The sequence below is a fragment of the Laceyella putida genome, assembly GCF_042665195.1.
Classification (GTDB): Bacteria; Bacillota; Bacilli; order Thermoactinomycetales; family Thermoactinomycetaceae; genus Laceyella; species Laceyella putida.
Genome location: NZ_JBHTBW010000016.1, coordinates 1 through 25,249, shown reverse-complemented (window position 1 = coordinate 25,249; position 25,249 = coordinate 1). Strand labels below are relative to the sequence as shown.

Annotated in this window: 14 protein-coding genes; 1 reads left to right on the top strand and 13 read right to left on the bottom strand. The window is 50.5% G+C overall.

Annotated elements, in window-relative coordinates; genetic code table 11:
- Positions 1-212: 212 nt before the first annotated feature.
- The 9 genes from ACFQNG_RS06020 to ACFQNG_RS05980 form a co-directional block, all read right to left on the bottom strand.
- Complete coding sequence (locus ACFQNG_RS06020) at positions 213-545, bottom strand: hypothetical protein (RefSeq protein ID WP_379863988.1); 333 nt, start codon at positions 543-545, stop codon at positions 213-215.
- Positions 546-681: 136 nt separating this feature from the next.
- Entirely contained in the window at positions 682-1,878 is a 1,197-nt protein-coding gene (locus tag ACFQNG_RS06015) for an HPr family phosphocarrier protein (RefSeq protein ID WP_379863987.1), read from the bottom strand.
- Between the two features lie 30 nt (positions 1,879-1,908).
- The gene (locus tag ACFQNG_RS06010) at positions 1,909-2,397 is read right to left on the bottom strand and encodes a DUF6114 domain-containing protein (protein ID WP_379863986.1); all 489 of its coding nucleotides are present in this window, start codon (positions 2,395-2,397) and stop codon (positions 1,909-1,911) included.
- A 12-nt stretch (positions 2,398-2,409) separates the two neighbouring features.
- On the bottom strand, positions 2,410-2,955 hold the full coding sequence (locus ACFQNG_RS06005) for a DUF6230 family protein (protein ID WP_379863985.1): 546 nt from the start codon (positions 2,953-2,955) through the stop codon (positions 2,410-2,412).
- 35 nt (positions 2,956-2,990) lie between these two features.
- Positions 2,991-4,757, bottom strand: a complete 1,767-nt coding sequence (locus tag ACFQNG_RS06000) for an ABC1 kinase family protein (protein WP_379863984.1) — start codon at positions 4,755-4,757, stop codon at positions 2,991-2,993.
- A gap of 125 nt (positions 4,758-4,882) precedes the next feature.
- Positions 4,883-6,376: an aldehyde dehydrogenase family protein gene (locus ACFQNG_RS05995; protein ID WP_379863983.1), complete on the bottom strand. Its 1,494-nt coding sequence runs from the start codon at positions 6,374-6,376 to the stop codon at positions 4,883-4,885.
- A 14-nt stretch (positions 6,377-6,390) separates the two neighbouring features.
- On the bottom strand, positions 6,391-7,296 hold the full coding sequence (locus ACFQNG_RS05990) for a R2-like ligand-binding oxidase (RefSeq protein ID WP_379863980.1): 906 nt from the start codon (positions 7,294-7,296) through the stop codon (positions 6,391-6,393).
- Between the two features lie 40 nt (positions 7,297-7,336).
- Positions 7,337-8,380, bottom strand: coding sequence for an alcohol dehydrogenase family protein (locus ACFQNG_RS05985; RefSeq protein WP_379863979.1), 1,044 nt, complete (start codon positions 8,378-8,380; stop codon positions 7,337-7,339).
- Positions 8,377-8,799 carry an SCP2 sterol-binding domain-containing protein gene (locus ACFQNG_RS05980; RefSeq protein WP_379863978.1) on the bottom strand — a complete coding sequence of 141 codons (423 nt, stop codon included), beginning with the start codon at positions 8,797-8,799 and terminating at the stop codon, positions 8,377-8,379. Before ACFQNG_RS05980 ends, ACFQNG_RS05985 begins: the two co-directional genes overlap by 4 nt.
- A gap of 146 nt (positions 8,800-8,945) precedes the next feature.
- Between ACFQNG_RS05980 and ACFQNG_RS05975 the strand changes: the two genes are divergently transcribed.
- Positions 8,946-10,481, top strand: a complete 1,536-nt coding sequence (locus ACFQNG_RS05975) for a LuxR C-terminal-related transcriptional regulator (RefSeq protein ID WP_379863977.1) — start codon at positions 8,946-8,948, stop codon at positions 10,479-10,481.
- Between the two features lie 381 nt (positions 10,482-10,862).
- On the opposite strand, the gene galU is transcribed toward ACFQNG_RS05975, so the two are convergent.
- The 4 genes from galU to pyc form a co-directional block, all read right to left on the bottom strand.
- The gene (gene galU / locus ACFQNG_RS05970; RefSeq protein ID WP_379863976.1) at positions 10,863-11,747 is read right to left on the bottom strand and encodes a UTP--glucose-1-phosphate uridylyltransferase GalU; all 885 of its coding nucleotides are present in this window, start codon (positions 11,745-11,747) and stop codon (positions 10,863-10,865) included.
- The gene (locus tag ACFQNG_RS05965; protein WP_379863975.1) at positions 11,728-11,892 is read right to left on the bottom strand and encodes a hypothetical protein; all 165 of its coding nucleotides are present in this window, start codon (positions 11,890-11,892) and stop codon (positions 11,728-11,730) included. The genes galU and ACFQNG_RS05965 overlap by 20 nt, the downstream gene beginning before the upstream one ends.
- A 179-nt stretch (positions 11,893-12,071) precedes the next feature.
- Positions 12,072-20,348, bottom strand: coding sequence for a glycoside hydrolase family 94 protein (locus ACFQNG_RS05960; RefSeq protein WP_379863974.1), 8,277 nt, complete (start codon positions 20,346-20,348; stop codon positions 12,072-12,074).
- Positions 20,349-20,849: 501 nt separating this feature from the next.
- Positions 20,850-24,296 carry a pyruvate carboxylase gene (pyc, locus tag ACFQNG_RS05955; RefSeq protein ID WP_379863973.1) on the bottom strand — a complete coding sequence of 1,149 codons (3,447 nt, stop codon included), beginning with the start codon at positions 24,294-24,296 and terminating at the stop codon, positions 20,850-20,852.
- Positions 24,297-25,249 lie beyond the last annotated feature (953 nt).

The following is a 25,249-nucleotide window of genomic DNA, read 5'->3' as shown; positions in this document are numbered from 1 at the left end:
ACCCTTCTCTCTATCAATGTTTTCAGGAGCTTCCTTTGATTAAAATTTCTGCAAACGATCCCGGAACCGTTAACATAAAGGTTCCAGGATCGTTTGGGTTAGCCAGCGCCACCCGCGCTTTGACGTCGGGGCCCCTTATAGGTCCGTGTCCTGTTACTTATCTCGGCCGGTTATACCCTCTTGTGTATTGTAATTCCCGCTATTTTCATCGCTTACACGCGAGATAGAATTTCCTCTCTTAATTTATATACTTCTTCTTCTAATTTTTTTATTCTTTCCTCTAACCGAGATAAGCTTCCATGATTTTCTTGACGGTTAATTCTCCATCGCTGAACCCGTTCGAAAAGGAGAAGCAAGCTCGGATCCATTACCAGTGTATCGATGACCGCATCTTCAAAGGTTTCTTTATATCCGGCCATACCATGGTCTTTACCGTACAGCAAATGTTTTTCAAGAAGTTTGGGTATCTCACTATTGTGAGGTCCGCCGCTCTGTTGGTAAAAAGCTTCAATCCGTTCTTCCATTGTCATTTTTCTTTCCGACATGCCGTTTTCATCTCCCGTCCTCTATAAAAATTTCGATTGGATTCTCAATGTTCGATTTCAACTGTGTATACATAACTTATCTAGCGAATAGGAAACCTCGCATCAGACAAAAGCGTACCGAACGTGGATGTGAAATTTAATCACTTTTGCTAATAAAATCGGCCAAGGCTTCCACGGCCTGCTTTGCCTCTTTTCCTTCAGCAATCAAGATAATCTCCGTTCCGGGAATGAGATTTATGCTGAGAACCTCCGACAGATTTTTCGCGTCTGCCTTTTGGTTCCCCTTTTGGATCGTGATCTCTGTATGATCGTACTTTTCGGCCTGCTGAACAAACTGGAGGACGGTCAGGACATTATGCAGCCCGTCTTTCAGCTTCACAACCACCTTTTTCACCACCGATCCCTTATCGACCACGTCTCCGACATCACTCGGAGGCAAGGAAGGCGGTTTCGGCAAATTGTTCGGCGGATTCAACGGCGGATCGGGATCAGGTCCGGGCACAGGAGGCTTTTTCGGCGGTCGGGGAGGATCTTCTTCAGGCAACGGCGGTTGATTCGCCGGATCGTCCGGTCGGGTCCCGGGAGGATCTTCCGTTGAACCGTTGCCTGACAAACTAGCCAGCAGATCGTTGACGGTGTCCGTCAGAGCTTTTAACCCTTTCGCCTTGGGCAACCGGCCCATATCAATCACAGGGCCGTCCGAAGACAAGCTGACATCTCGCTTCGTTTGCAGATCCACCTGCGGCATTCCGACACGGTCAGCCTCCATCCGTTCCACCTTCAGATAGACATCATAAAGTACAAAAGCGGGAAGCGGCTTGTCGAGCTCTAAAGGAGGCCCTTTTATGTTGAATCCCAAAGCGGTCGCGTCAACGACCAAGCCTTGAATCAATACGGGGCCCGCGTCATGAATATCCATGCCCCATCGCCCGAATGGGGTACTCTTTTTTCCGACAATCAATGCCATATCGTATATTTGGGCCTTCTTTGCAAAAAGCCGAACAGCCAACCGGCCATTCTCCGTGGTCGTCAGTGAAGGGATCAACCCTTGAGCTTCGATGTGCTCGGCACGGATCACGATCCCTTCCTCTGGATCCGTTCGGCTCAACGCAGCCTTCGGTTCCTCATTCTTCGAAGAAACCTTTTCGTCCTTTTTCTTGAAGAATGGCAACACATCCTCCTGTTTTTGGATGATCCCGACGGCCGATCGTCCTTCATCCGGTGACCAAGTTTGGGCCGAAACCATTTTGTCACCAATGAAAACTAAACAAACGGACAAACCCACCCAAAGGGCCAGTGCCTTCCCGACGATCCCGCAACAAGAAGAGTGCAATAAGCTTCCCCCCCTTCATCCCCCGTCTTTTTACTTAAACCACTGCTTCCACGTGGCGGCAGCATCCCGTTCGGTTGACCGAATCCCCCCTGATCCAAAATGTTCCTTTTGCCCATTATTCTCGCGGGACGGGGAAGCGGGTCCCCAAGCGATGCACAGGGCCCCGCCCACAATCCCCAACAAGGTGCCGATAATCAGCCCTCCTAAGGCTCCAATCATGGACATGATCGACAGTATCATCGCGAACGCCCCGAGAAGCCGAACATATTGAGGCATCAGCCAACCTATCACCCCGCAGCTGAGCACGAGCACGCCGAACAGAATTCCGGCAAAGACAAAGCTTCCCGGCACAAAGGCCATCCAATACAGATTGACGGGAATCCATAAAATAGCCAACCCTGACAGGCAAACCAGCGTAAGGCCCAGTTTTGGGCGCTTTTTTTCGTCAACACGGCGGTCTGTCCGCAAACTGAACTCCGAATCACTCAAAGGCCTTTTTTCCACAGTTGTCTCTCGCATGTTGACACTCCTTTACCGGGCCAAAATTTCCAATTGCAAGGAAAGCCCCGGAAGTGAGATGCTGTTGGCAAACAAGTAATGCCCTTGAATGAACGGTTTTTCCAGCACGAGGCGGGGTGCCGACAATCCGAATTTCCCCTGCCAATCGTTGCTATATTTCTCTGCGATTTTCAGTTTGTTGAAAGACGCGTCCGCTTGCAGCTTGCTCAAATCGAGAACCATTCCCGAAGCTTTCACATCTTTGGATGCAGTGATAAGCACCCGCACTTTTTCTTTGCCAGGAACATCGAGTTCTTTGTACAGCTTAAGGTTCTTGATCACCCCGTCCAACTGTACGCTTCCCTGGGGATACGCCGCCCGCTCGCTGGTTTCGCCGATCTTCGGCAACAGATTGAAGTTACTGATTTGGATCTCATCCGCCTCGATGACAAACCCTCCGATTCCCCCAATGGGGACGGCAAGCGCCACACCGCCGGTCCAAATCCCCATCACCAACGCAAACACCAAACACAGGGCGACGACCATACTCGACCAGAACCTTTTTCCTCGGTACCTCAAGGCCATTTCCTCCTTACTTTGGAATCATTCATTGATCAAGCTCTTTTGGAGCGAATGACCCGCCATATGACGTAAGCGCTGACGGCAGATGCTCCCCAAAGCATCCCCGAAGCCAGCCAACGAAGGGATGGAATCGCTTTCAATTCTTCCGTTCCAAAAGAGAGTAAGATGGAGGACCCCACGAACAACCCGCTGGCCATTACGGCCAAGGTCACCCGGTTGACCATTTGGTTTACCTTGTGAACCAAATGGTCATTGACGCGGTTTTCCACGATCAGCTTCAAGTCGTTCCATGCGAATTTTTCCAATATTTTGTTCATTCTTCTTGGAAGAGTTCCGACCAATTTGGCCGCTTCTGCAATAAAACTGGCATTCGCACGGAAGTTGAACCGTCGGGAAAGCCATCGTCGTAAAATCTGCACGTCTGCCGACTCCACTACCGTGTGGTAGCTGATCTCCGGGCACAGCCACCGGGCCGTCCCTTCCGCCGCTGTAAACCCTTTTGCCCAAAGCGCCAGTCCGTTGGGAATCCGACAGTAGTTCTTCATCCCAATGGTGATGATCTGGATGATCAGGTTGCCCCAGTTGTACTTGCTTGCCTGTTCGCTGTTGACATAGTGGATGAACATCGATCGCAACTGGTCTTTCAAATGAACCGGATCGGTATAGGGGGTCGGCTGGATAATATCGAGAGCCGCTTCCGCAGCGTCTTCCCCCTGGTTCAGCCGGTTGAGCAAAAGCATGCGGAAAATCGCTTCGGTATGGAGGGAATCCATCCGCCCCACCATCCCCCAATCGATCACGAACGCTTTTTTCGTGTGGCGGTCGATCATGATGTTGGAGCCGTGAGGGTCGGCGTGATAATAACCTTGTGAAAAAGTTTTGATATAATAATGGGCCAAGTCGACCATCCGCGTGAACCGTTCTTCAAATGTCAAAAAATCAACAGGAAATTCCTTGAGATTCCATCCATCGATAAACTCCATCACCAAGACATGTTCCGTAACCATATACACTTCGGGCACACCGATCGTCTCAAACTCATCCATGATCTCCCGGTGCTCATTCATATTTCTTGCCTCGATGCGCATGTCCAACTCATTGGTTGAACTGCTGTAATAGTCATTGATCAATCCCAACAAGTCAACAGAAGCCGCGAGAGAGGGGGGGAGCAACTTTTGTACCCGCTTGACTAGCTGTTTGATGATGGCGATATCCATTTCAAACAGTTTGTCGACAATGGGGCGGACCACCTTCACCGCACATTTCCGCCCGTCTTTTAACTGGGCCTGGTACACCTGCGCCAAGGATGCCGACCCGATGGGTTCCGGGTCGATCCATTCAAACACCTTCAGCCCTTCAGGAAATTCATTATCTATGGTAGTTGCAATGTACAAAAAAGGCATGGGTGGAATTTCATCCAACAATTCTGCAAGCTCCGTCGTAATCGGCTCGGGGATCAGCTCCTGACGGGTAACGAGCACTTGTCCCAACTTGATGAACGTGGGTCCCAGTTCTTCAAAGACGAGCCGCAGCCGACGGCCGATTTTGCGCAGTTGTTCTTCCTCTTCTTTGTTCCGGCTCTTCCGGAACAGCAAAAACGTCTGCCGATCCTGCAGGAGGTGAAGTAAACCGTGTTTGGCAAAGGTCCGTACGATCCCACGGTAACGCTTCCCTTTCGTGATGTTTCTGCGCATCTTTTGAATTTCCCGTCGGGCTTGCTCCTTATGTTCTGCCGAAAACTCCTTTTCAGGCACGTAAAGCCTTTTCTCCGAAAGCTTCTTTACCGGAGCCACTGCCACAACCGTTCACCCTTTCTCGAAATCGATAGGCGGACTTTAAGCCCGCCATTCACCGATACATCATTTCATTTGTAGACTACAATAAGGTTGGCCGCTTTTTAAAACAAAGAAAATTCTCTCATTTTCTACGTAAGGTTGACCCAGACGCTCTTTACTTCCGTGAAGTGCTCCAGCGCGTATTGGCCCATTTCCCTTCCCACGCCGCTCTGTTTAAACCCGCCCCACGGGCTAGTCGGGTCGAGCAGGCTGTACCCGTTCACCCAAACAGTCCCCGCTTTGAGGGAGTGGGCCACTTGGATGGCTTTTTTTACATCCTTCGACCATATTCCGGCGGCAAGTCCGTATTCCGTCGCGTTGGCTCGCCGGATGACGTCCGATAGATCCTCAAAGGGCAATACAGCCAGTACCGGGCCGAAAATCTCTTCCTTCGCCACTGTCATATCATCGCGGGCTTCCAGTACGGTGGGCTTGACAAAATATCCTGCTTGTAAACCGCGCTCCGCACCCGCCAGTACTTTTGCTCCTTCCTGGATGCCATTTTCGATGTATCCCAGCACCCTGTTCATGTGTTGTTCGCTGACGAGCGGTCCCATCTGTGTTCCAGGGTCAATGCCCACCCCTTGTCGGATCGCCTTGGCTCGGTCCACTACCGCGGACAACACCTTGTCATAGATCTGTTTGTGCAAATACAACCGTGAACCGGCGCAGCACACTTCGCCTTGGTTGAAAAAGATGCTCATCATAATCCCGCCGGCAACGGCGTCTATATCTGCATCGGGAAAGACGATGTTCGGCGATTTGCCGCCCAACTCCAGCGTCACCCGCTTAAAGCTGTCCGCCGAAGCCCGGACGATTTCCCTCCCTACCGCGGTCGACCCGGTAAACGTGATTTTGTTCACTTCCGGATGTCCGGTCAACGCCGCTCCCGCCGTTCGGCCGTACCCCGGTACAATGTTGACGACACCAGGCGGAATGTCCGCTTCCTGCATCAGTTCACCGAGACGGATCGCCGTCAACGGGGTAAGTTCCGAAGGCTTGAGTACCACGGTATTGCCACATGCCAGGGCGGGAGCAAGTTTCCACGAAGCGATCATCAGCGGAAAATTCCACGGGACAATGGCTCCGACCACCCCGACAGGCTCCCGGCGCGTGTAGGCCAAATAATCCCCTGGGAAAGACACGGGAAGCGTTTCCCCGGTCAGTTTCGTCGCCCATCCCGCAAAATAGCGGAAATGATCCACGGTAAAGGGTACATCGAACGTCGAAGTCTCCGTCAGCGGTTTACCGGTATCGAGGGACTCCAGCTGGCTCAGTTCGTCGGCATGTTTCTCGATCAGGTCCGATAATTTCCAAAGAAGCCGCGCCCGTTCCGCCGGGCTGATCCGGCTCCAGGGCCCCTCCAAGGCTTTGCGCGCCGCTTGAACGGCCGCTTCAACATCGGCGGCTTCAGCTTCATATACGGTCGCCAACGCTTCCCCCGTCGCCGGATCCACCGTCGTAAAGGTTTTTTCCGACTGGGACGGAACCCAGCGCCCTCCGATGAAAAGCTTCTTCGGGCCGTGATTAAGGAAATTTCTCACATTTCCAGAGACGATCGGATTCTCTAAAGTCTTTGTCATCCCCAACCACCTCACTAGATTACACCTACGTCATGTTCACTAACCGAATAAATCTCATCGAGCGTTTTCCCGCGGGCCCGTTCGAGGACATCCATACGCACCTGGAATTGCTTCATCGCGAAATGGATAAATTCTTCTTTGTCCAACCCGAAGGGATACGGATCTATCTCGTTGAATAATTCATTGACAACACCGATCGCGAACGGAAGGAGCATTTCCATCCGCTTGTTGATGACGTCCCAAACATGGTCGTGCTCGGAAATGAGCCGTTGCAGGAGATAGCTTCCGTAACCGAGATGCCGGGATTCGTCCTTTTTCAAGTACCCCACCGCTTGTATCATCCCCGGCATTTTCCCTTGACGCTGGAGCGAATTGTAAAAAGCGTGATAGCCTGTTTCCGCAAGTATGCCCTCCACGACCATGTTATACGTGACCGAGGCCTCCGCCTGGGCTTCCGGAGAGCCGTCATCAACCAGACGCTCCATAGCCTGCGGCAGAAACTCGTAAAAGATTTTGCGGTAATTTTCCAGGTGATAGATGGACAAATCCCTGACCTCTCCCGTCACTTCATCGAGGAATCTTCTGAAAATCTCCGTGTGTTTCGCTTCTTCCCAGAGGAACGTTGTCAGATACATCTCTTCTTCAAGGCGCCCTTCCAGGGAGATAACGCGAATCAAGGGAAGCAAATCCAGAGTCACCGCTTCCTCTCCCGCTTGAAACATCGAACACAATCGCAGAATCGCTTCTTTTTCATCATCTTTTAATGTCTTCCAATCTTCTTGATCCTGGGTAAAATCGATATCCCGCGGATCCCAAATGCCAAACTTTTTTGCCTTATGATACAGGCGCATGGGCAAAATAGAGTGGTTCAACCTTTTTTCACTGGTCGTTTTCATCACACGCACTTTGAATCCCTCCATAAAACTCTTATTTTCTATTGACCTGAATCACTCGCATCATTTACGATAATTGTAAAATCACTTTGTTTGCTTGGCGTTGATCGAACAGCCGATAGCCTTCCGGCGCCTGCTCCAAAGGCAATCGATGGGAAACCACCACCGTCGGGTCGATCCGTCCGCCCTGCACCAGAGCTAGCGTCGCGTCAATATCACGGTGGATGTTAGCGAGACCTATGCGGAAAGTCACATCTTTCGTCAAGCTGCTCATCAACGGATACGCAAAGGTGTCTTCCGCTGTGACACCAACAGCGGAGATTCGACCCCCGCCCCGCGCGAGTTCGAACGCCAATTTAAGCGTTGCAGGACCTCCAACCGCCTCGATCACGACGTCGGCTCCTTCACCGTTGGTCCATTCGTTGATTTTCGACACTGCATTCATTTCTTTCGAGGGCACCGGGATCGCACCGAGTTGCGCAGCCAATTCCGTTCGCTCTTTGACGAGATCCACCGCGAACACCCGGGAAGCCCCAAGAGCAAAGGCGCTTTGAACCGCCATGATCCCGACGGGGCCGCAACCGATCACGGCGACGTTCTCCCCGGGCCTTAATCCGCTGTTCACAACGGCGCCATAGGCGGTGGTAAGGATATCTCCCGTAAACAGCGCCTGTTCGTCGGTCAGACCATCCGGAACCCGCCGCAAGGTGTGGTCTGCATACGGAATACGCGCATATTCCGCCTGCGTTCCGTCCAAATTTCCGAAGGCGACACCGTATCCCAGCACACCGCCGTACCGGCACTGGTTAAAGGAGCTCCGCCGGCAGGTTCGACACTTGCCGCAGGCTACGTGAAACGCTCCCACCACACGGTCGCCTCGTTTGAAACTTCGCACATGGGGACCCACTTCTTCAACCACGCCTACGTACTCGTGTCCAATTATGGCTCCCGGCAGCAGGCCCGGAATCGCACCGTGATAAAGATGCAGATCGGATCCACAAATCGCCGCCGTCGTGATTCGCACGATAGCGTCCGTATGCTCTTGAATAGCCGGATCCTGAACCGTTTCGACTCGGACGTCGCCCACGCCATGAAATGTGACCGCTTTCATTTCAGCCCCTCCGGAAACTCGGCATCCATTTCCAAAGCGGATTCCACGAGATATTTGGCCGCCAACACATAAGCGGACAAAGTGGACATGTTTCCTTTGATCAATTTCATCCTTCCACGCATAATCGTTGAAACTGGTTCCAATTTTCGGTCAAAAATTTGTTTCCATGTGTAAGAATCAGCGCTGATCACATACGGGGCATTTTCCATGTCTTCCTTCGTCGCTACGCGCGCCTCGCGACATTCTCCATGCCACAAATCAAGATAGACGGACCAGTCTTCATCTATCCCTATCGACGGGTCCTTTTCAAAGATCAATATTAACGGCCATTCCCAAGTCTGTGCAGCTTGAAAGTATTGCTCACTTTCATTGATCTTCTTTCCCCATTCCTGCACCCATTCTTCCGAAAACACCTTCATGATGTTCCCTCCATTTATTCATTTGGGTTTTGCTTCATGTTATTTCATCTAAATGTTATTCTATTTAAAATCTTTATACAATCCCTGAAATACTGGGTTATAATACCCCTAAAAATAACTAGTGAATAGAGAGGGTGGCTATGCATATGACCAAATATCTGATCGGTCCCAAGTTGCAACCCAATGAAGTCGAACAAATGCTTGACACGGTTTATCGGGAGTACCAAGAGTGTTTGACCCGATGGAACATCAAACTTTCCAAAATAAACGTAAACAACGAAGAAAAGAAATCTTTAGCCGATGTGTTCCGCTTTTTGCTGGGTCACTTGGATCTCGCTCTTTCTGACGAACCCTCTTTTTTCGATAAATTCCAACAAATGATTTTGGATTGGGAAAAAACGTTAAATTCGAACCGGATTATATTTGCCATCGGATCATTTGAACAAATCATGATGGAGATGATCCTGCAAAACCGTAATCATCTTTATGTAAATAACTGCTATCAATGGATTCACACCCTATGCATGAATTTATCTTTTTCTATTACACAGCATCAACTACTAACATTCGGTTATCAACACAATAAGAAGAGCAGATCTATTTCTCCGCTGATGCGATTGCTGCAAGGACAAGATATATGGTCTAATATAAACTGGAAATGGGTCGCTATCGCAACCTCATTATCAAGTAAACGCAGATGTGAAATTTTGGATATTGCTATGTATAACTTTGAATTAGAAGAATGGTTCCCTGCTTATACACACGAAGAGCTGACATTATCCGTCCATCAAGTTGTCTCCGGAAAAACCGAAGGATTTGTAGATAAAATCAACGAAAAGCTATACCTTGTCATCAAAGGAAAAAAAGACTCCCTAACGAAACGCTTTGCCCAGCAGCTGGTCCTTTGGATCCGTCATGCAATCGAATTATCTAAAATGTATTACAATGAAGATATACAACAAACCATTCATGACCAGATTCTACAGTACGAAGCGATTTTGGAATTTGACAATGCACTGTTATCAACCAGGGAAATACAAGATACTCTTTCTTCATGTGTTGAACATATTTGCCACATCGCCGGTTTTCAGCGCAGCGCTCTTTTTTGGTACCATTCGTTTTTCAAAAATATTGAGGGGGTCCAGTCCTATAATGTTCCTTTGGAAGATATTCAACGCATTCAGGAACCGGAACATAATATACCCATCATCTCAATGATCTTAGATGCGAAACGACCTGTTCATTTTAAACAAGTGGAAAATTACCTTCCCTCGCACCATATTGAACATTTCCATTTGACTTCATTGTTAGTAGCACCATTGTATGGAGAGAACCACCATGTTACCGGTGTTTTACTGCTTGACCAGAACGGCCGACCTTTCGACGTTTCGGACAACACCATTGAAATCGTCGACTCCCTTTTGAGTCGGTTATCAAAAAATTTGCATTCAAAACTTTATTCAAACTCTCCGGTTATCAAAACCTCTTCCCTCTTATCCCATCGTGAAAAGCAAATTCTCCAGCTTAGCGCTGATGGTTACAGCACAAAACATATTGCCTCAAAACTTCAACTCAGCGAGTATACTGTAAATGAATATATAAATTCCATCTTTAAAAAATTAAAGGCAAAAAATAGGACAGAAGCTGTAGCTAAGGCTTTCCGTCAACAGTTGATCCAATAAATAAAGAAAACTTATCAGGATGTATCTGATCATTCAACCATCTATACAGCTCAAAAGTTGACGCCTCGTTTCTCTTAGGTGCAGAAGCATTACTGGTTTGGAGCTGGGTTTATCATGAATCTCAGGAGAGATTTAATCTCTCCTTTTGATCAGGATAAGTCCATTCTTCTTTAACCAAATCATGAGCATCGCCAGAGTTTTTTAAAGAGATATGGGCAATATAATATGCCCCCCTTTGAAAATTCGATACCCTATTTTATTGAGCCAAACATATAAGCTAATGTACCGGGAATACATAAGGCTGGCTTCGGGAGAAAGTACGGAATGCCCAGGGTTTGGACTTTTGGCGATTCCGTTCTCTCAGCCTTCCCTGCCCGCTACTTACTTTGGTATAGACTGTAATCTCTCAAGCAAAAACTCAAGCAAATAATCGCGTAAATCCTCACCCTGCAAAGCAAATGACAAAGTAGCTTTTATATATCCCCATTTATCTCCAATATCATGGCGATCTCCCTCCAAGAGGCGAGCATGCATGCCCTGTTTGTGACATAGAACCCTAAGGGCGTCCGTAAGCTGAATTTCACCGCCGCGTCCAGGCTCGGTATACTCCAAGATATCAAAGATTTCAGGGCTAATGATATAACGTCCCACGATCGCCAAATTCGATGGCGCTTTGTCTGAAGCGGGTTTTTCAACCAAATCATCCAATTGATAAACATGGTTTCTGATCTGCTTGCCTGCTATCACTCCATACTTGGACACTTCTTCCGGCAATACGCGTTGTACTCCGACGACAGTCTTTCCATGCTCGTGAAACTCCTCAATCATCTGCTGAAGAGCCGGTTTAGAGGGATTATCGATAATATCATCGCCGAGAAGAACCGCAAATGGCTCATTTCCAACAAAAGAACGGGCACACAAAACAGCATGCCCAAGTCCGAGCTGTTGTTTTTGTCGGATGAAGTGGATATCCACCATTTTTGCAATCTCCAAAACTTCCTTATATTGAGCCCATTTCCCCTGCTGTTTAAGAAAATGTTCCAACTCGACATTGTGATCGAAGTGATCTTCAATAGCTCGTTTGTTTCGTCCTGTTACAATCAGGATATCTTCAATCCCGGAAGAGATAGCCTCTTCGACTATGTATTGAATCGTCGGCTTGTTGATCAAAGGTAACATTTCTTTAGGCTGAGCTTTGGTGGCAGGCAAAAATCGGGTTCCGAATCCGGCTGCCGGGATAATCGCCTTACGTATTTTTCTCACCATGCAAACTTCCCTTCCACTCAATATTCTTGAGAAGCCCTTGCAAAACGAGCACTTGTTTTTCCAAAGCCGTATTCACACCTTTCCCAACCGGGTTCTGATAAGATGCATACAAGCCATTACGAATCGCCGCGAATGTTTCTAACAATCGGCTATCCTGGTTCCATACATATATATATATAGGATTGCTCCGAAATCTTTACTCCTTGGAGACGTCTTTTCGCAATAGCCGCGGTCACCCAACGAGAACAACCTGCGTTACCAAGTTCCTTCGCCGGCGACCGCCAGACTATCACAAATATATCCGTTTGCTCCCCCAACCGGTACCTACATCGTCAGAACGACATGGTGGACCTGCCCGTCGTCACACAATTCGATACAGGGACCGTCCTCCTCTACAAGGTCAGTTTCCTGACCGTCGATGATTAACGTGGTCCATCCGCTTGACTTGCCTGCCGGATTTTTGACGTTGATGAGGTAGCGTGTACTCCCAAAACGGTAGCTGACGGAAAACTCCTGCCATTCGCACGGAATACATGGTCGGATGTATAACCTCTCTCCGCGGCGGCGCAGGCCAAGGATCCACTCGACGCCCGCCTGATACATCCATCCCGCAGCTCCGGTGTACCATGTCCAGCCAGCATGTCCTTTGTGCGGATCCGTCGTGTAGACGTCTGCCGCCATGACGTACGGCTCACCGGCATACTGTCGCACTTCACCAAGCGTCCGGGTGTGAGTTAGAGGATTTAGCATATGAAACAACTCAAACGCTTTGTCCCCCTCACCTAGAAGGCACCAAGCGACGATTCCCCATACCACTCCGTGGGTATACTGGGCTCCGTTCTCGCGAATTCCGGGCGGATAGCCCTGAATATATCCGGGACTCGGATCCGTGCGGTCAAAAGGCGGTGTCAAGAGACGTGCGACGAACAGGTCGCGGTCCACGAGTTCACGGTCAAACGCCTGCATCGCCCGCATCGCTTTATCCTTTGGCGCCGCTTCAGAGATGACTGACCACGACTGGGCGATGGCATCGATGCGACACTCCTCATTGTGGATAGAACCCAGCCATTGTCCGCCATCGGTGAAGGCACGCCTGTACCACTGTCCATCCCAGGCGTGTTCATCAAGAGAGGCGGTGAGTTGTTCCCGTATATTCCGGTAACGACCAGCCCGTTCTCCCTCTCCTTTCCGCTCGCACAAATCCGCATATTGATTCAGAATTTCGCACAGAAACCAGCCGAGCCACACGCTCTCCCCACGACCGGCATCGCCGACATTACTCATTCCATCGTTCCAGTCTCCGATTCCGATCAGAGGCAGCCCGTGTTCTCCGAAGAAGCGCAAAGCCCTGTCGATCGCACGGAAACAATGCTCGAAAACCGTGCCGATCTGCGTCGAGATTTGTGTTGGCTCGTACCGTTCATGTTCACCCTCACGCAAAGGTTTACTATGAAGAAACGGCACCACCTCATCAAGCAAACTGTCGTCGCCTGTGTGTTCAATGTAACGTGAAACGGCATATGGCAACCACAGCAAATCGTCGGAGAAACGCGTGCGGATGCCGCGCTCTGTCTCTTCATGCCACCAGTGTTGCACGTCTCCCTCTTCATATTGATGTGCGGCGTGGAGCAAAATTTGTGCCCGGGTGAGGTCGGGACGGCTGTGGAGCAGAGCCAGTGAATCCTGCAACTGGTCGCGAAAGCCGTATGCGCCGCCCGCCTGGTAAAAAGCGGTGCGCGCCCACATTCGGCAGGCAAGCGACTGGTAAAGTAACCAACCGTTCAACAGAACATTCATTTCTGGACTGGGTGTCGAAACCGAGATCTGGTCTAACACAGAGTCCCAAAATTCCCGCACGGTCTCGAAGGACTGCTCACAGACGCGCGTTTGGCTGTATTTTTGGGCGAGCTTTACAACGGCGTCACGCGAATCTTCACAACCTAACAGGATGTAGACGGTCTGTTCGCCATTTGGCTCAATAGTGAATTTGGTCTGCACCGCACCACAAGTATCATACAGAGGTCCCGTTTTGCCCGACAGACGCTCTCGGCTCATGGCAGCCGGATTTTCCAATGTTCCATTGCGGCCGAGAAATTCCTCGCGGTCGGCTGTCCAAGACAGATCTTCGGACTGTACGGCATTGATTTCGAATTCTCCCGAATCAGACGTTTCGAGTTGAGGACACACGCCTAAAAAGACTGTTGCATCGCGGAACGCTTCCTGATAAGTGTTGTGCGCCAGCAAGATTTTGGCCGATTCCTCCCACTCCGTGACGATGAAAGAGGCGTTTGCTTCGCGCCGCACGCCCAGCACCCATTCCGCATAATACGTGGCGGACAGGCGACGCCGCTCTGCAGTCCTGTTTTGTAGCCGTAATTTGACCACCTTGACGGGGTCATCAAGCGGTACAAAAACGGTAACTTCCTGCATGAGACCGTGACTCTCATGGCGAACACGGGTATATCCCCTGCCGTGCGACACGATGTAAGGCTGATCTGCGCGTGCGGGAGACGCTGTGACGGACCATATTTCGCCGCTCTCTTCGTCCCGCAGATAACACACTTCACCGGGTGGATCGAGCACAGGATCGTTAGACCACGGGGTAAGTTTGCACTCCCGGCTGTTACGCCACCATGTGTAACCCGTACCCAGTTCGGTGACAAGACAGCCGAAGCGCGGATTAGCCATCACATTGATCCATGGCGCAGGCAGATGATTGGTGTTTTTGAGCACGATCCGGTACTCCCGGCCATCCGGCGAAAAACCTCCCAAACCGTTGAAGAAAATCCAATCGTGTGTGTCTTCTGGAGCTGGGTTGCCGTACCTGATTAACGGTTGAATCGGGACGAGCGGTGCCGGCAAGACGGTGTCTCTCCGCGGCAATTTGATTTGGGCCTTGAGACTGGGACCGTCTGCACGCAGCACGACACGGGATACTGCGTGTAACAGTCTCTTATCTTCGTCCGACAGCTGATTGGCGGCAATGACGTAAACACCCCCAGGGCCTGCCCCTTGGTGACCAACGCTATGTTCCACCGCACCTAGCAACGCTTCCTGCAAATCCTGTTGGTACCCCCCCGCCGATTCATTCAGGATGACCAGGTCAATGAGCAGTCCCTTGCGGCGCAAATATTCGTGCCCAATCAGCAGCTTGATGACAAACTGCTGATTGGCCACATCCGCAATCCGCACAAGTATAATTGGCCAATCACCGGAGATTCCGTACGCCCAGAGGCCAGACTGCCCTTTTGCATTCGCCGTGATACTTCGTTCTCGTTCTCCCCGTAGCGGAGCCATGTATAACGCCCGGCCTGCCAATCTTTGAAAGACCATCGCCTCGGCGACAGTCAGATGAAAATGCCGAAGCTCAATTTGACTGCGAGTCCAGGCGAGCTGAAACGTCCGTTCCACCTGAAGGTCCCCGGCGAACCGGGAAACGATGCTGACAGCTTCATCCTTCGTATCCGCGACACCTGTGACAGCGAACAGTTGCACCCGTTCACCCGGTTTGATCGTCAACCGTCGCCGCATGATAAAGGCAGGGTCTGCAACAGCTCCCACTGTTTTGCGCAGGCGGGAGCGGATCCCCTGCGGCTGGGAGAGCGTGTGGCCGCGTCCAATAAAGCTGGCTCGATCTGTCTCGTATTCAACCGGTCCGAGAGGTTCGCCGTCGACCAACAGTGAGTGGACTGCCCACAGTGGTTTTTCGCTTGGATCACGAGGCCGGCGACGGGCGAGCAGGCACTCGGTATCCACTTCATATTCCGTTTCAACGAATAATTTGCTAAAGGCCGGATGCGCATCGTCGGCGATGGGAGGAGCCAGGACTACTTCAAGAAACGTCGTGACTTCAATGATCCGCTCTTCATTCCCTGTGTTGGTGAGCGTCAACCGACGAACTTCCGCATTACATTCCGGTGAGACGCAGATTTCAAGGCTCGTCTGCACGTCTCCGTCCACGCGCATGAAGGTCGCACGCTCGAGCGAGAATTGCACGCTCTGTTCAGGTGACGGGACACGGCACGGCTGAAACGTTGGTGACCACACCAAGTCACGGGAGACGTCGCGAATATATATGTAGCTCCCCCAATCGTCTGCCACAGGATCCTCGCGCCACCGGGAGACGGCCAGACTTTCCCACCTGCTGAACCCGCTGCCGCTGTTGGTCACAACGGTCATGAATTCTCCGTTTGAAAGGACACACACCTCGGGTGTCGGCGTGTCCGCAGAGAGATACTCGCGCAGCGCCACAGATTGCGCCGGTCTTGGTTCCGGCAGATGCACGCGTCTCATTACGGGGTGCTTAATGATAGCAGGACGCGTCGGAATACGTTCCTGCAGAAGCAATTCAGCCGCTTGCACTCGCTTGTCGCGGTGAAAACGCTCATACATTTTGCGGGGCAACAACAAGTTGCCAAGGGTGAGCAGGCTCATACCTTGATGATGTGCCATAAAGCTGCGGATGACCATGCACCTCTTATCTTTCGGCATTCGCTCAGGCGTAAAGTCGATGGCTTCATAGTAGCCGTATTTTCCACGTGCACCAATCTCCTCCATTTTACGCAAATCCTCAAGTCCTTGACGCTTCGCAAAAGGCAAGGCCAGGATGGTCGCATACGGTGCCACGACCAAATCTTGTTCAAGTCCGCGCTTGAATCCGAGACCGGGAACGCCAAACGCCCGGTATTGATAGTTCATCTGATAATCAAAAGCGTAATAACCCGATTCCGAGATGCCAAACGGCACTCCCCGTTGATTGGCGTACTCGATTTGCCGCTTGACGACACCTCGGTAGGTGCTGTCCCAAACAGTGTTCCGGTAGGTGGGCATAATGAGCCATGGCATCAAATACTCAAACATCGTCCCGGACCATGAGAGCAGGGTGACCCGCTGCCCAATTTTTGTCATCGTCCGCCCGAGTGCAGACCAGTGTGATACAGGCACATGCCCGAGGGCGATAGCAACAAAGCTTGCCTGTCTAGCCTCTGATGCCAACAGATCATATAGGATCGTATCGCGATCACCCAGCGCTGCGTGGTACCCCAAGGTGAATAATTTCGCCTTGGGGTCGTACAGCGGTCGAAAGTCTGTGTTATTAATCAATGCCTCTAGACGGCCAATCAGTTTTTGCCCGCGTGCCAGCCAACCTTCCGTCCCCTTGCTTCCATACTTGACCGAACCTTCCCGCTCCCTCTCTGAGAAGTCTGTCTTGAGCCATTCCATCAATCCCTCTTTGACCACCATGAGATAGGCCACGAAATTCCCAGAATCCACCGTTGACACATACAACGGAGGCAGCGGTTCGAGTGCAACCGTGTCGTACCAGTTGTAAAGATGTCCTTTCCATTTGTCCAGACGCTCAACCGTAGTGAGCGTGCGTTCCAGACGCTCAACCAGCACGGGGGTGTCAATAAATCCGAAATCCCGCGCAGCCAGAGTAGAGGCGAGATAAAGTCCGATGTTGGTGGGCGACGTGCGATGCGCGATCCCGTTAGGCGGATCGATTTGAACGTTGTCAGGTGGCAGCCAATTGTCTTTTTCGGTGGTGAAGTCTTCGAAAAAAGCCCAAATCTGTTGCGCCAGCACCCGCAGTTTTTCCACCTCCACCTCTGAGAGCGGCTGAGCGGGTCGCGCAGCGGGCTGGTCCAACCAGCGGACGGCAAGCGGAGCGAGGGCCCATAGAGCACTAAGCGCCAATCCTGTCCACTGAAGTGCAGAGGTACCGCTCGTCGCCGCTGCCAGTATAAAGAGGAGCACGAGTGCATAGCCTCCACGCATCCCCATCAGAACAGGGTGGCGTCCCTGGCGGTTTCGGCGTTCAGTTTCCGCCGCGCTAACCCATTCAAGCAAATGGCGTTTTGAGATGAATAAGCGGAATACACTTCTGACGATGGCGTCAAGCAACAACGCACTTTGAAACGGAAGTGTCAAGATGATCACCAAAACTTGCCCAACTGTAACCAACAAAGCACGGGGACACCACACTGTCCGTCGAATCGTCACACATTGGCGGATCACCGGCAAGAGCAAAGTAGCAAACATAATCGCAAGCCAGCGCCATGGAGAGCCGGGAAGAACAGTCAAACCAAAAAGCAGAAGCACAAAGAGTACGGGCGGGAGAAGACTGCGCCGCAGGTTATCGATCATCTGCCAGCGGGTGAGGGCCGACAAATCAACGGGCAACAACGTTCCCCTTCGGTCGCAAACACGGCCAAACAGCCAGCAGAGTAATTGCCAATCGCCGCGCACCCAGCGGTGCAATCTCTTCTGATAGGCGCTGAACGTTGTGGGATGGTCGTCGATCAATTCGATGTCTGACAAGAGGCCTGTGCGCAAGAAGCCACCTTCCAACAAATCGTGGCTAAGCACCCGGTTTTCGGGAATACGTTCACACAGTACCTGCGCAAACGTATCAACATCGAATATGCCCTTGCCCGTAAAAATGCCCTGCCCCAGTCCATCTTGATATGGATCGGAGACGGCAAACGCGTACGGATCGATGCCCGTCTCCCCTGACCACAAATAAGCGAATCGCGAGCGTACAGCTGCCTCATGACTAATGCCGATGCGCGGCTGCAGCACGCCATATCCCTCTACGACCCTTGTCCGCGTTTCGTTTAACCGCGGCCGATTGTAAGGCAGATGCAGGGTGCCGATCATCCGCTGGGCGCTGCCCATGGGAAGCCTCGTGTCCGCATCTAGCGTGATGATGTACCGAATGCGTGAAAGAACAGCCGAGTCCCCGACTACAAATTCATAAGTCGTGTCTTTGCTCCCTTTGATCAATTCGACAAATTCCACCAATTTGCCACGCTTGCGCTCCCAACCCATCCACACCCCTTCGCTGGGGTTCCATAACCTGTGTCGCTGAAAGAGGTGGAAGGTTGTCCCACCCTGGCGGGAATACATTCTATTTAACTCCTCAATGCTTGCGCGTGCAGCCTCGAGAATCTGGGAATCTTCCGGAAGACTTTCTGCGTGGGCGTCGACGAAATCTCCCAGAAGGGCGAAATGGATATTCGGGTCACGGTTCGCCAAGTAATGCAGTTCAAGCCGATCCGCTAATTCCTTCACTTCTTCGACTGACGACCAGATTACCGGAATGACGACCATAGTGGCAGCTTCATCCGGAATTCCATGCGAGAAATCATATCTCAAGAGCGGCCGGGGAGGCCTTGTGGACTCTATAAGCCAGTGTAGCGCTGTGACGGCCCACTCACTCGCTGGAAACACTAGTGCGAGCAGAATCATCACCCACTGTGCAGGTGTGTAGCTGACACCGCCACCGATCCACGCAGAGAATCCGAGAAGGGCGAACACGAACAATCCAGCCAGCAGGGTGAAATACGCCCCAGTGGCGCGTCGCAGTATACCTATTTCCGGCAAAAGCCGGGGCCTGCTGCACATTTTCAGCGTACGCCGCAACTTCCTGACGCCAGCCGGCTCGAGTAAGTAGTAAGCTACAAACGTCTGACGCGGCAGTCCAGCTGGGGCTGTCGGATTGGAAACAGCCGCATCCCTCCTCAGTTCATGTGTTCGATCCTCTGCTCCATTCTCCGCAGTACCTTTGTCGATCTGCCCACGCTCCGCACACGCTTGTTCGTATTCCTCCGCCGCAAGTTCCACGGCATGCTTCGCAACCAAATTTTCCGGTACGTGCAAACAGCGGGCCAATTCCTCTACTCGTTTTCGCAGCGAATCGCGACTGAAAAAATCGAGGAGCGGATAGACACCTGTGCTTTCCTGGCGCAGAGTGCGCTCGACCAAGCAAATCTGCTCAAAAGGTTCGCGCCAGTCCCAGCGAGAGATTTTGCGCAGACTGCTGATAATGTTTCCTGTTTCCGCTTGATAGGCGGCCTGAAGCTGAACCTCGTATGAGACGATTCGATCGAGGCTGTCAGGACCATTTTCCAACTTGCACAACAACCATTCGCGCACCGTTGCGGAATCGTCCGCCCACTCGCGCAGATGACTCACTAAGTGGACGATCAACGGACCGGAGAGCGGAATATCTTGCCCCGCGTCTTCCAAGGCAGACCGGAGTGCATCCGGATTTAACTTCGACGGTTCTATTTGAGCCAGCATCCGTTCGACCAGCGTACACACCTCTCGGCGTTCGCGAACGAGTTCCATGACTTCGGCTAGGCGCCGGATCAAACCAACACGCAGGATCAGCGGGATCGACCACGCCTCGGCAATTGTCAAAACGGATACTTCCTGGTAAAAATTTATGTAGGAAACGAATGAATCCTCGTTCAGGATGCCGTCCGCATGCTCGAGATAATCGGCACAAAGAGACAAAACGCGTGGCTCGCCGCTCTTGCGCAGGCGTGGCAAACACCGTAGAAAGGCGTCGGAGAGTTGGTGACGTATGACTAACGCCTGTTCCTCGATGAACTCAATGTGGTCAAGCAGCCATTCTTCCGCGGGCTGTGAACAACTTGCACGCCCGTCTTGCAGAGAGCGTACGAAAGCCCGCAATCTCTCGATATCCGCATTGAACTGCCGCCACAGGCGCCTCGTCGGCCTCCGTCTAACGGACGAATCGTGTTTTAGAGCAAGTTCGTGCGCTTTTTGTCGAAGTTGTTCAGTATTGATCATAGGTCCTCCCACAGAAAGTCAGTAGTTGAAAAGTGTTCAGGCAGAATTCACTGCCCAATGCTACGAAGAAATCCGCAAACTAATTATTCCCATTTTGGTTGAGTGTTATTAAATACGTTTTTGTGCCTGTGAAGGGGAGGACAAAAAGTAGTGCGGTGGCGTCGGCAGTTTGAATGACCACAAAACGGCCATAACGCTACTACTAGTCGTTAGGTTCGGACAAGATTGCCATTTTCATGTTAGTCTCCCTCTCTAGAAAGCGATAGAAGCATCTGGTCTAATTCGTGGCAAACGACACTCATTGTTCTTCAACCCATTCCCGTTTTATCGTTGCGTAACTGGTCCAAGAGCCTCATTTTGGAAATAATCGCCCCCCCTTTTTTATTAACCAACTTCTGAGCGCCTGCGGCGTGCGTATCGAAAAAGAAAAGGGGATCATCCCTTTGCATTTGTGGCAAAGGGATGATCCCACATGATTACAGGGTATTTTTTGTTCCACACTTACCCCAATTCAATCAACAAATCGCCCGTTTCAATCGCATCGCCAGATTTAACATGGATCTCCTTAACTTCCGCATCAAAGGGGGCTTGAATCGTTGTTTCCATTTTCATCGCCTCGGTTACAACGAGGTGTTCCCCTTTCTTCACCTTATCCCCCGGTTCAACCAATATTTTCAGAACATGCCCGGGCATGGTTGCTCCGACTTGCCCTGCTTCATCCGGATTTGCTTTGCGGCGCACCTCTACCGTGGTTTTGGCCGACAGGTCGCGAATGTTTACTTCCCGTGGTTGGCCATTCAATTCATAGTAAACGGTTCTCGTCCCGTCCGCAGCCAAGGGACCCACAGTAATCAGTTTGACGATCAAGGTTTTTCCTTTTTCGATTTCCACCTTAATCTCTTCGCCAAAGCGGAGCCCGTAGAAGAATGTAGGCGTATCGAGCACAGATACGTTGCCGAATTCATTCGTCTTTTTCTCCCTGTCCAAGAAAACTTTCGGATACATGATATAGCTCATGATATCGTACTCATCGACTTGCCGTCCTGTCTTCTCTTCCAACTCGATACGTACCTGCTCAACATCGATCGGTTCCAACAACTCTCCAGGACGACAAGTGAAATGGTCGCGTCCTTTCAAAATGATGTCTCGCAACTTAGTAGGGAATCCGCCCGGTGGTTGTCCAAGGTAACCTTGGAAAAATTGGACAACCGATTCCGGGAAGTCCAGACGCTCCCCTCTTTCATAAATATCTTGTTCGGTCAAATTATTTTGCACCATGTACAAAGCCATATCCCCCACGACTTTGGAGGAAGGGGTCACCTTAACAATATCGCCGAACATTTTGTTAACGATCGCATATGTTTTCTTTACTTCCTCCCACCGTTTGCCCAAACCAACAGCAATCGCCTGTTGATGTAAATTGGAATATTGGCCGCCAGGCATCTCATGGATATATACTTCAGCGGTTGGCGCTTTGATTCCACTTTCAAACCCCTCATAAAACGGACGCACATCTTCCCAGTAATCAGAAAGCTTCTGCAAGTGGTCAAGATCCAACTGGGTTTCCCGTTCCTGCCCTTGAAGTGACGCAACCAGTCCGTTTAAGCTGGGCTGAGAGGTGAAGCCGGACATCGAACTGAGCGCAGCGTCCACAATGTCAACCCCTGCCTCATACGCTTTAATTAAAGTCGCCATTTGATTGCCACTGGTGTCATGCGTATGCAAATGGATAGGCAAGCCGATTTCTTCTTTCAAGGCTTTGACCAGCTTGTAGGCGGCAAAAGGTTTCAATAAACCAGCCATATCCTTAATCGCCAACATTTGCGCCCCGGCATCTTCCAATTGCTTGGCGAGATCCACATAATATTGGAGCGAGTATTTATCCCGTGTCGCGTCCAAAATGTCGCCCGTATAGCAGATGGTCGCTTCGGCAATTTTCCCGGTTTCGCGCACCGCATCAATCGCTACCTGCATACCCTCAATCCAGTTTAGGCTGTCAAAAATACGGAAAACATCAATGCCGCTCTTTGCAGCCAATTGCACAAATTTACGGATGACGTTGTCCGGATAGTTGGTGTATCCAACCGCATTGGCCCCACGGAACAACATTTGGAACAAGATATTGGGAATTTTTTCACGAAGTAAGTGTAATCTTTCCCACGGATCTTCATTCAAAAAGCGCATGCACGTATCAAAGGTAGCCCCGCCCCACATTTCCAACGAAAACAGGTCGGAAGCCAATTTCCCGGTCGCTTCCGCGATATTTAATAAATCATAGGTGCGCATTCTGGTGGCAAACAAAGACTGATGGGCATCCCGAAACGTCGTATCCGTCACCAACAGACGGTCACTCGACTTGATCCAATCCAGCAAACCGTCGGCTCCTTGATCGTCCAAAATCTGCTTGGTTCCCCGCGGGTAGTCCTGTTCAATCGAGGTGAACGGAATGCGGGGATCATTAAACACTGGTTTCTTGCCAACCGGCAATCCTGGATAACCATTGACCACCGTTTGTCCAATGTACGTCAACAACTTGGTGCCACGGTCTTTACGTTTGGGAAATTCAAACAATTCAGGGGTGGTGTCAATAAACGAAGTGTCATATTTGCCATTCAAAAACACCGGGTGTTGAACTACGTTTTCCAAGAACGGAATGTTGGTTTTCACACCGCGAACCCGAAACTCCCTCAAGGTGCGCAACATTTTTTTCGCCGCTTGCTCATAAGTCATGGCCCATGAGGAAACTTTGACCAGCAATGAATCATAGTGGGGCGTGATCACTGCACCCGGATAAGCGTTGCCGGAGTCCAAGCGAATCCCAAATCCCCCACCCGACCGATACGCAAGCAACTTGCCTGTTTCTGGAAGGAAATTTCTAGCCGGGTCTTCAGTCGTGACGCGGCACTGAATGGCATATCCGCGCGTCGAAATCTCTTTCTGGGTGGGCACCCCCACTTCCGGATCAGTTAAAGCATAACCTTCGGCAATCCGAATCTGCGACTGAACAATGTCGATTCCCGTAATCATCTCGGTGATGGTGTGTTCCACTTGCACACGCGGGTTCACTTCAATGAAATAATACTGTTGATCGGGCGTCACAAGGAACTCCACCGTTCCGGCATTGCAATAGCCTGCTTTTTCCATCAAATTTAAAGCCGCGTTGCAAATCTTTTCCCGCAGTTCATCCGTTAAAGACAGGCTGGGAGCGACTTCCACCACTTTCTGGTGACGGCGTTGAATGGAACAATCCCTTTCAAACAAATGGACAACATGGCCATGGCGGTCTGCGAGGATTTGCACTTCAATATGCTTGGGATTCTCCAAAAATTTTTCGATATACACTGCCGCATTACCAAAAGCGGATTTAGCTTCTGAACGGGCGCGTTCCAAAGCCTCGCACAACTCTTCTTGATTGCGGACAATGCGCATTCCGCGTCCGCCGCCCCCTGCTGCGGCTTTGATGATGATCGGATAATCATGTTGCCCAACAAAATCCATCGCTTCCTCCAACGATTGGATTGGTTCAGGAGTGCCGGGAATCACGGGGAGGCCCGCTTTAACTGCCATCGCCCGCGCATCCACTTTATCGCCGAACATTTGAATGTGTTCAGGAGAAGGGCCGATAAAGACAATTCCTTCCCGTTGACAGCGCTCAGCGAACTCAGCGTTTTCCGCTAGAAATCCGTAGCCTGGGTGAATGGCGTCCACATCATGGCGCTTAGCCACTTCCAGGATGGCATCCATGTCGAGATAAGCTTCAATCGGCCCTTTTCCTTCCCCGATCAGATAAGCTTCGTCCGCCTTGAAACGATGGAGTGACAACGTGTCCTGTTCGGTGTACACTGCCACCGTGCGAATGCCCAATTCTGTACAGGCTCGAAAAATTCTTATTGCAATTTCCCCACGATTGGCTACTAACACTTTTGTAAAACGTTTTAACCTTTTCATAATGCACTCCTTTCACAACTGCAAATCTAGATAAAAGGCCTTACAATGATTATATTCTAATAAATCAACTTCTGCATATTGGTGAGCCATGCAACAGCTGTTGGCGGGAAAAGATTTGTCTTTATGGGTAGCCTGCCATGAACCATTTTCCTCACATACGATTTGAGCCTAGGGCAAAACTGGTTACTACTCCTCGGCAATATGCTACATGAGTATGTTTTCGCGAGGTCATATTTCAAGATGCTTCTGGCAATGAACAAAGAGTTGATTCACTTGTCTCTAGCGAAATTAAACTAGCAACTCGATTCCCCCATAAATTCTCTCGCTCGAAGATTATGTAAGGCGGAACGAAGAAAATATTCGGAAATGAAGCAAATTCTTCCTATTTTAGATAATTCCCCATGGAAGAGGATCACTATCCTGTAAAAAGGCTTCAGGCAAAATTGATAAAGGAGCAGGAAAATACAAGCTTATATTGATTAACAGATTTACCGGCACAATTTCCTCATCTCCAATTTGACTTCAATTATCAATATTTGGGAGTTAATACGGAATTTTTACAGGCAGTAGAGGCTTGATGACTCCCCATTGTTGATCCGTTATCTCATATCTACACATAATATTTATATTTTACTGTATTTTCCATTGTCCTCAAAATAAAAGGTGACCATTTCGGAATCGTACCACTCCACCCGTGTACGTTCTTCCGTCCGGCCACCTGTTTTGAGTCATCACATCATATCTTAGGGCGAATTGCGGTTCATTGATGCTTCGGTCATACACAAAGATGCACTCCCAAGGATTAACATTCAGACCCGCTCTTGGCCCTCGCTATCTATATAAATTGAGACTCCACACGGCTGAAGCCGTGGGATTCTTGGATAGTGAATGTCCTCAATCCATTTCTGCTTTGGACAACTTCCAAGTTCAGGGCTGTCTCATCAGCCCATCCC

Bases quoted from the DNA above. Each gene is read 5' to 3' on its own strand.
- galU (WP_379863976.1), bottom strand. From the start codon at position 11,747: ATGGTGAGAAAAATACGTAAGGCGATTATCCCGGCAGCCGGATTCGGA.
- ACFQNG_RS05995 (WP_379863983.1), bottom strand. From the start codon at position 6,376: ATGACAAAGACTTTAGAGAATCCGATCGTCTCTGGAAATGTGAGAAAT.
- ACFQNG_RS06020 (WP_379863988.1), bottom strand. From the start codon at position 545: ATGTCGGAAAGAAAAATGACAATGGAAGAACGGATTGAAGCTTTTTAC.
- ACFQNG_RS05960 (WP_379863974.1), bottom strand. From the start codon at position 20,348: ATGATCAATACTGAACAACTTCGACAAAAAGCGCACGAACTTGCTCTA.
- ACFQNG_RS05990 (WP_379863980.1), bottom strand. From the start codon at position 7,296: ATGGAGGGATTCAAAGTGCGTGTGATGAAAACGACCAGTGAAAAAAGG.
- ACFQNG_RS05975 (WP_379863977.1), top strand. From the start codon at position 8,946: ATGACCAAATATCTGATCGGTCCCAAGTTGCAACCCAATGAAGTCGAA.
- ACFQNG_RS05980 (WP_379863978.1), bottom strand. From the start codon at position 8,799: ATGAAGGTGTTTTCGGAAGAATGGGTGCAGGAATGGGGAAAGAAGATC.
- ACFQNG_RS06010 (WP_379863986.1), bottom strand. From the start codon at position 2,397: ATGCGAGAGACAACTGTGGAAAAAAGGCCTTTGAGTGATTCGGAGTTC.
- pyc (WP_379863973.1), bottom strand. From the start codon at position 24,296: ATGAAAAGGTTAAAACGTTTTACAAAAGTGTTAGTAGCCAATCGTGGG.
- ACFQNG_RS05985 (WP_379863979.1), bottom strand. From the start codon at position 8,380: ATGAAAGCGGTCACATTTCATGGCGTGGGCGACGTCCGAGTCGAAACG.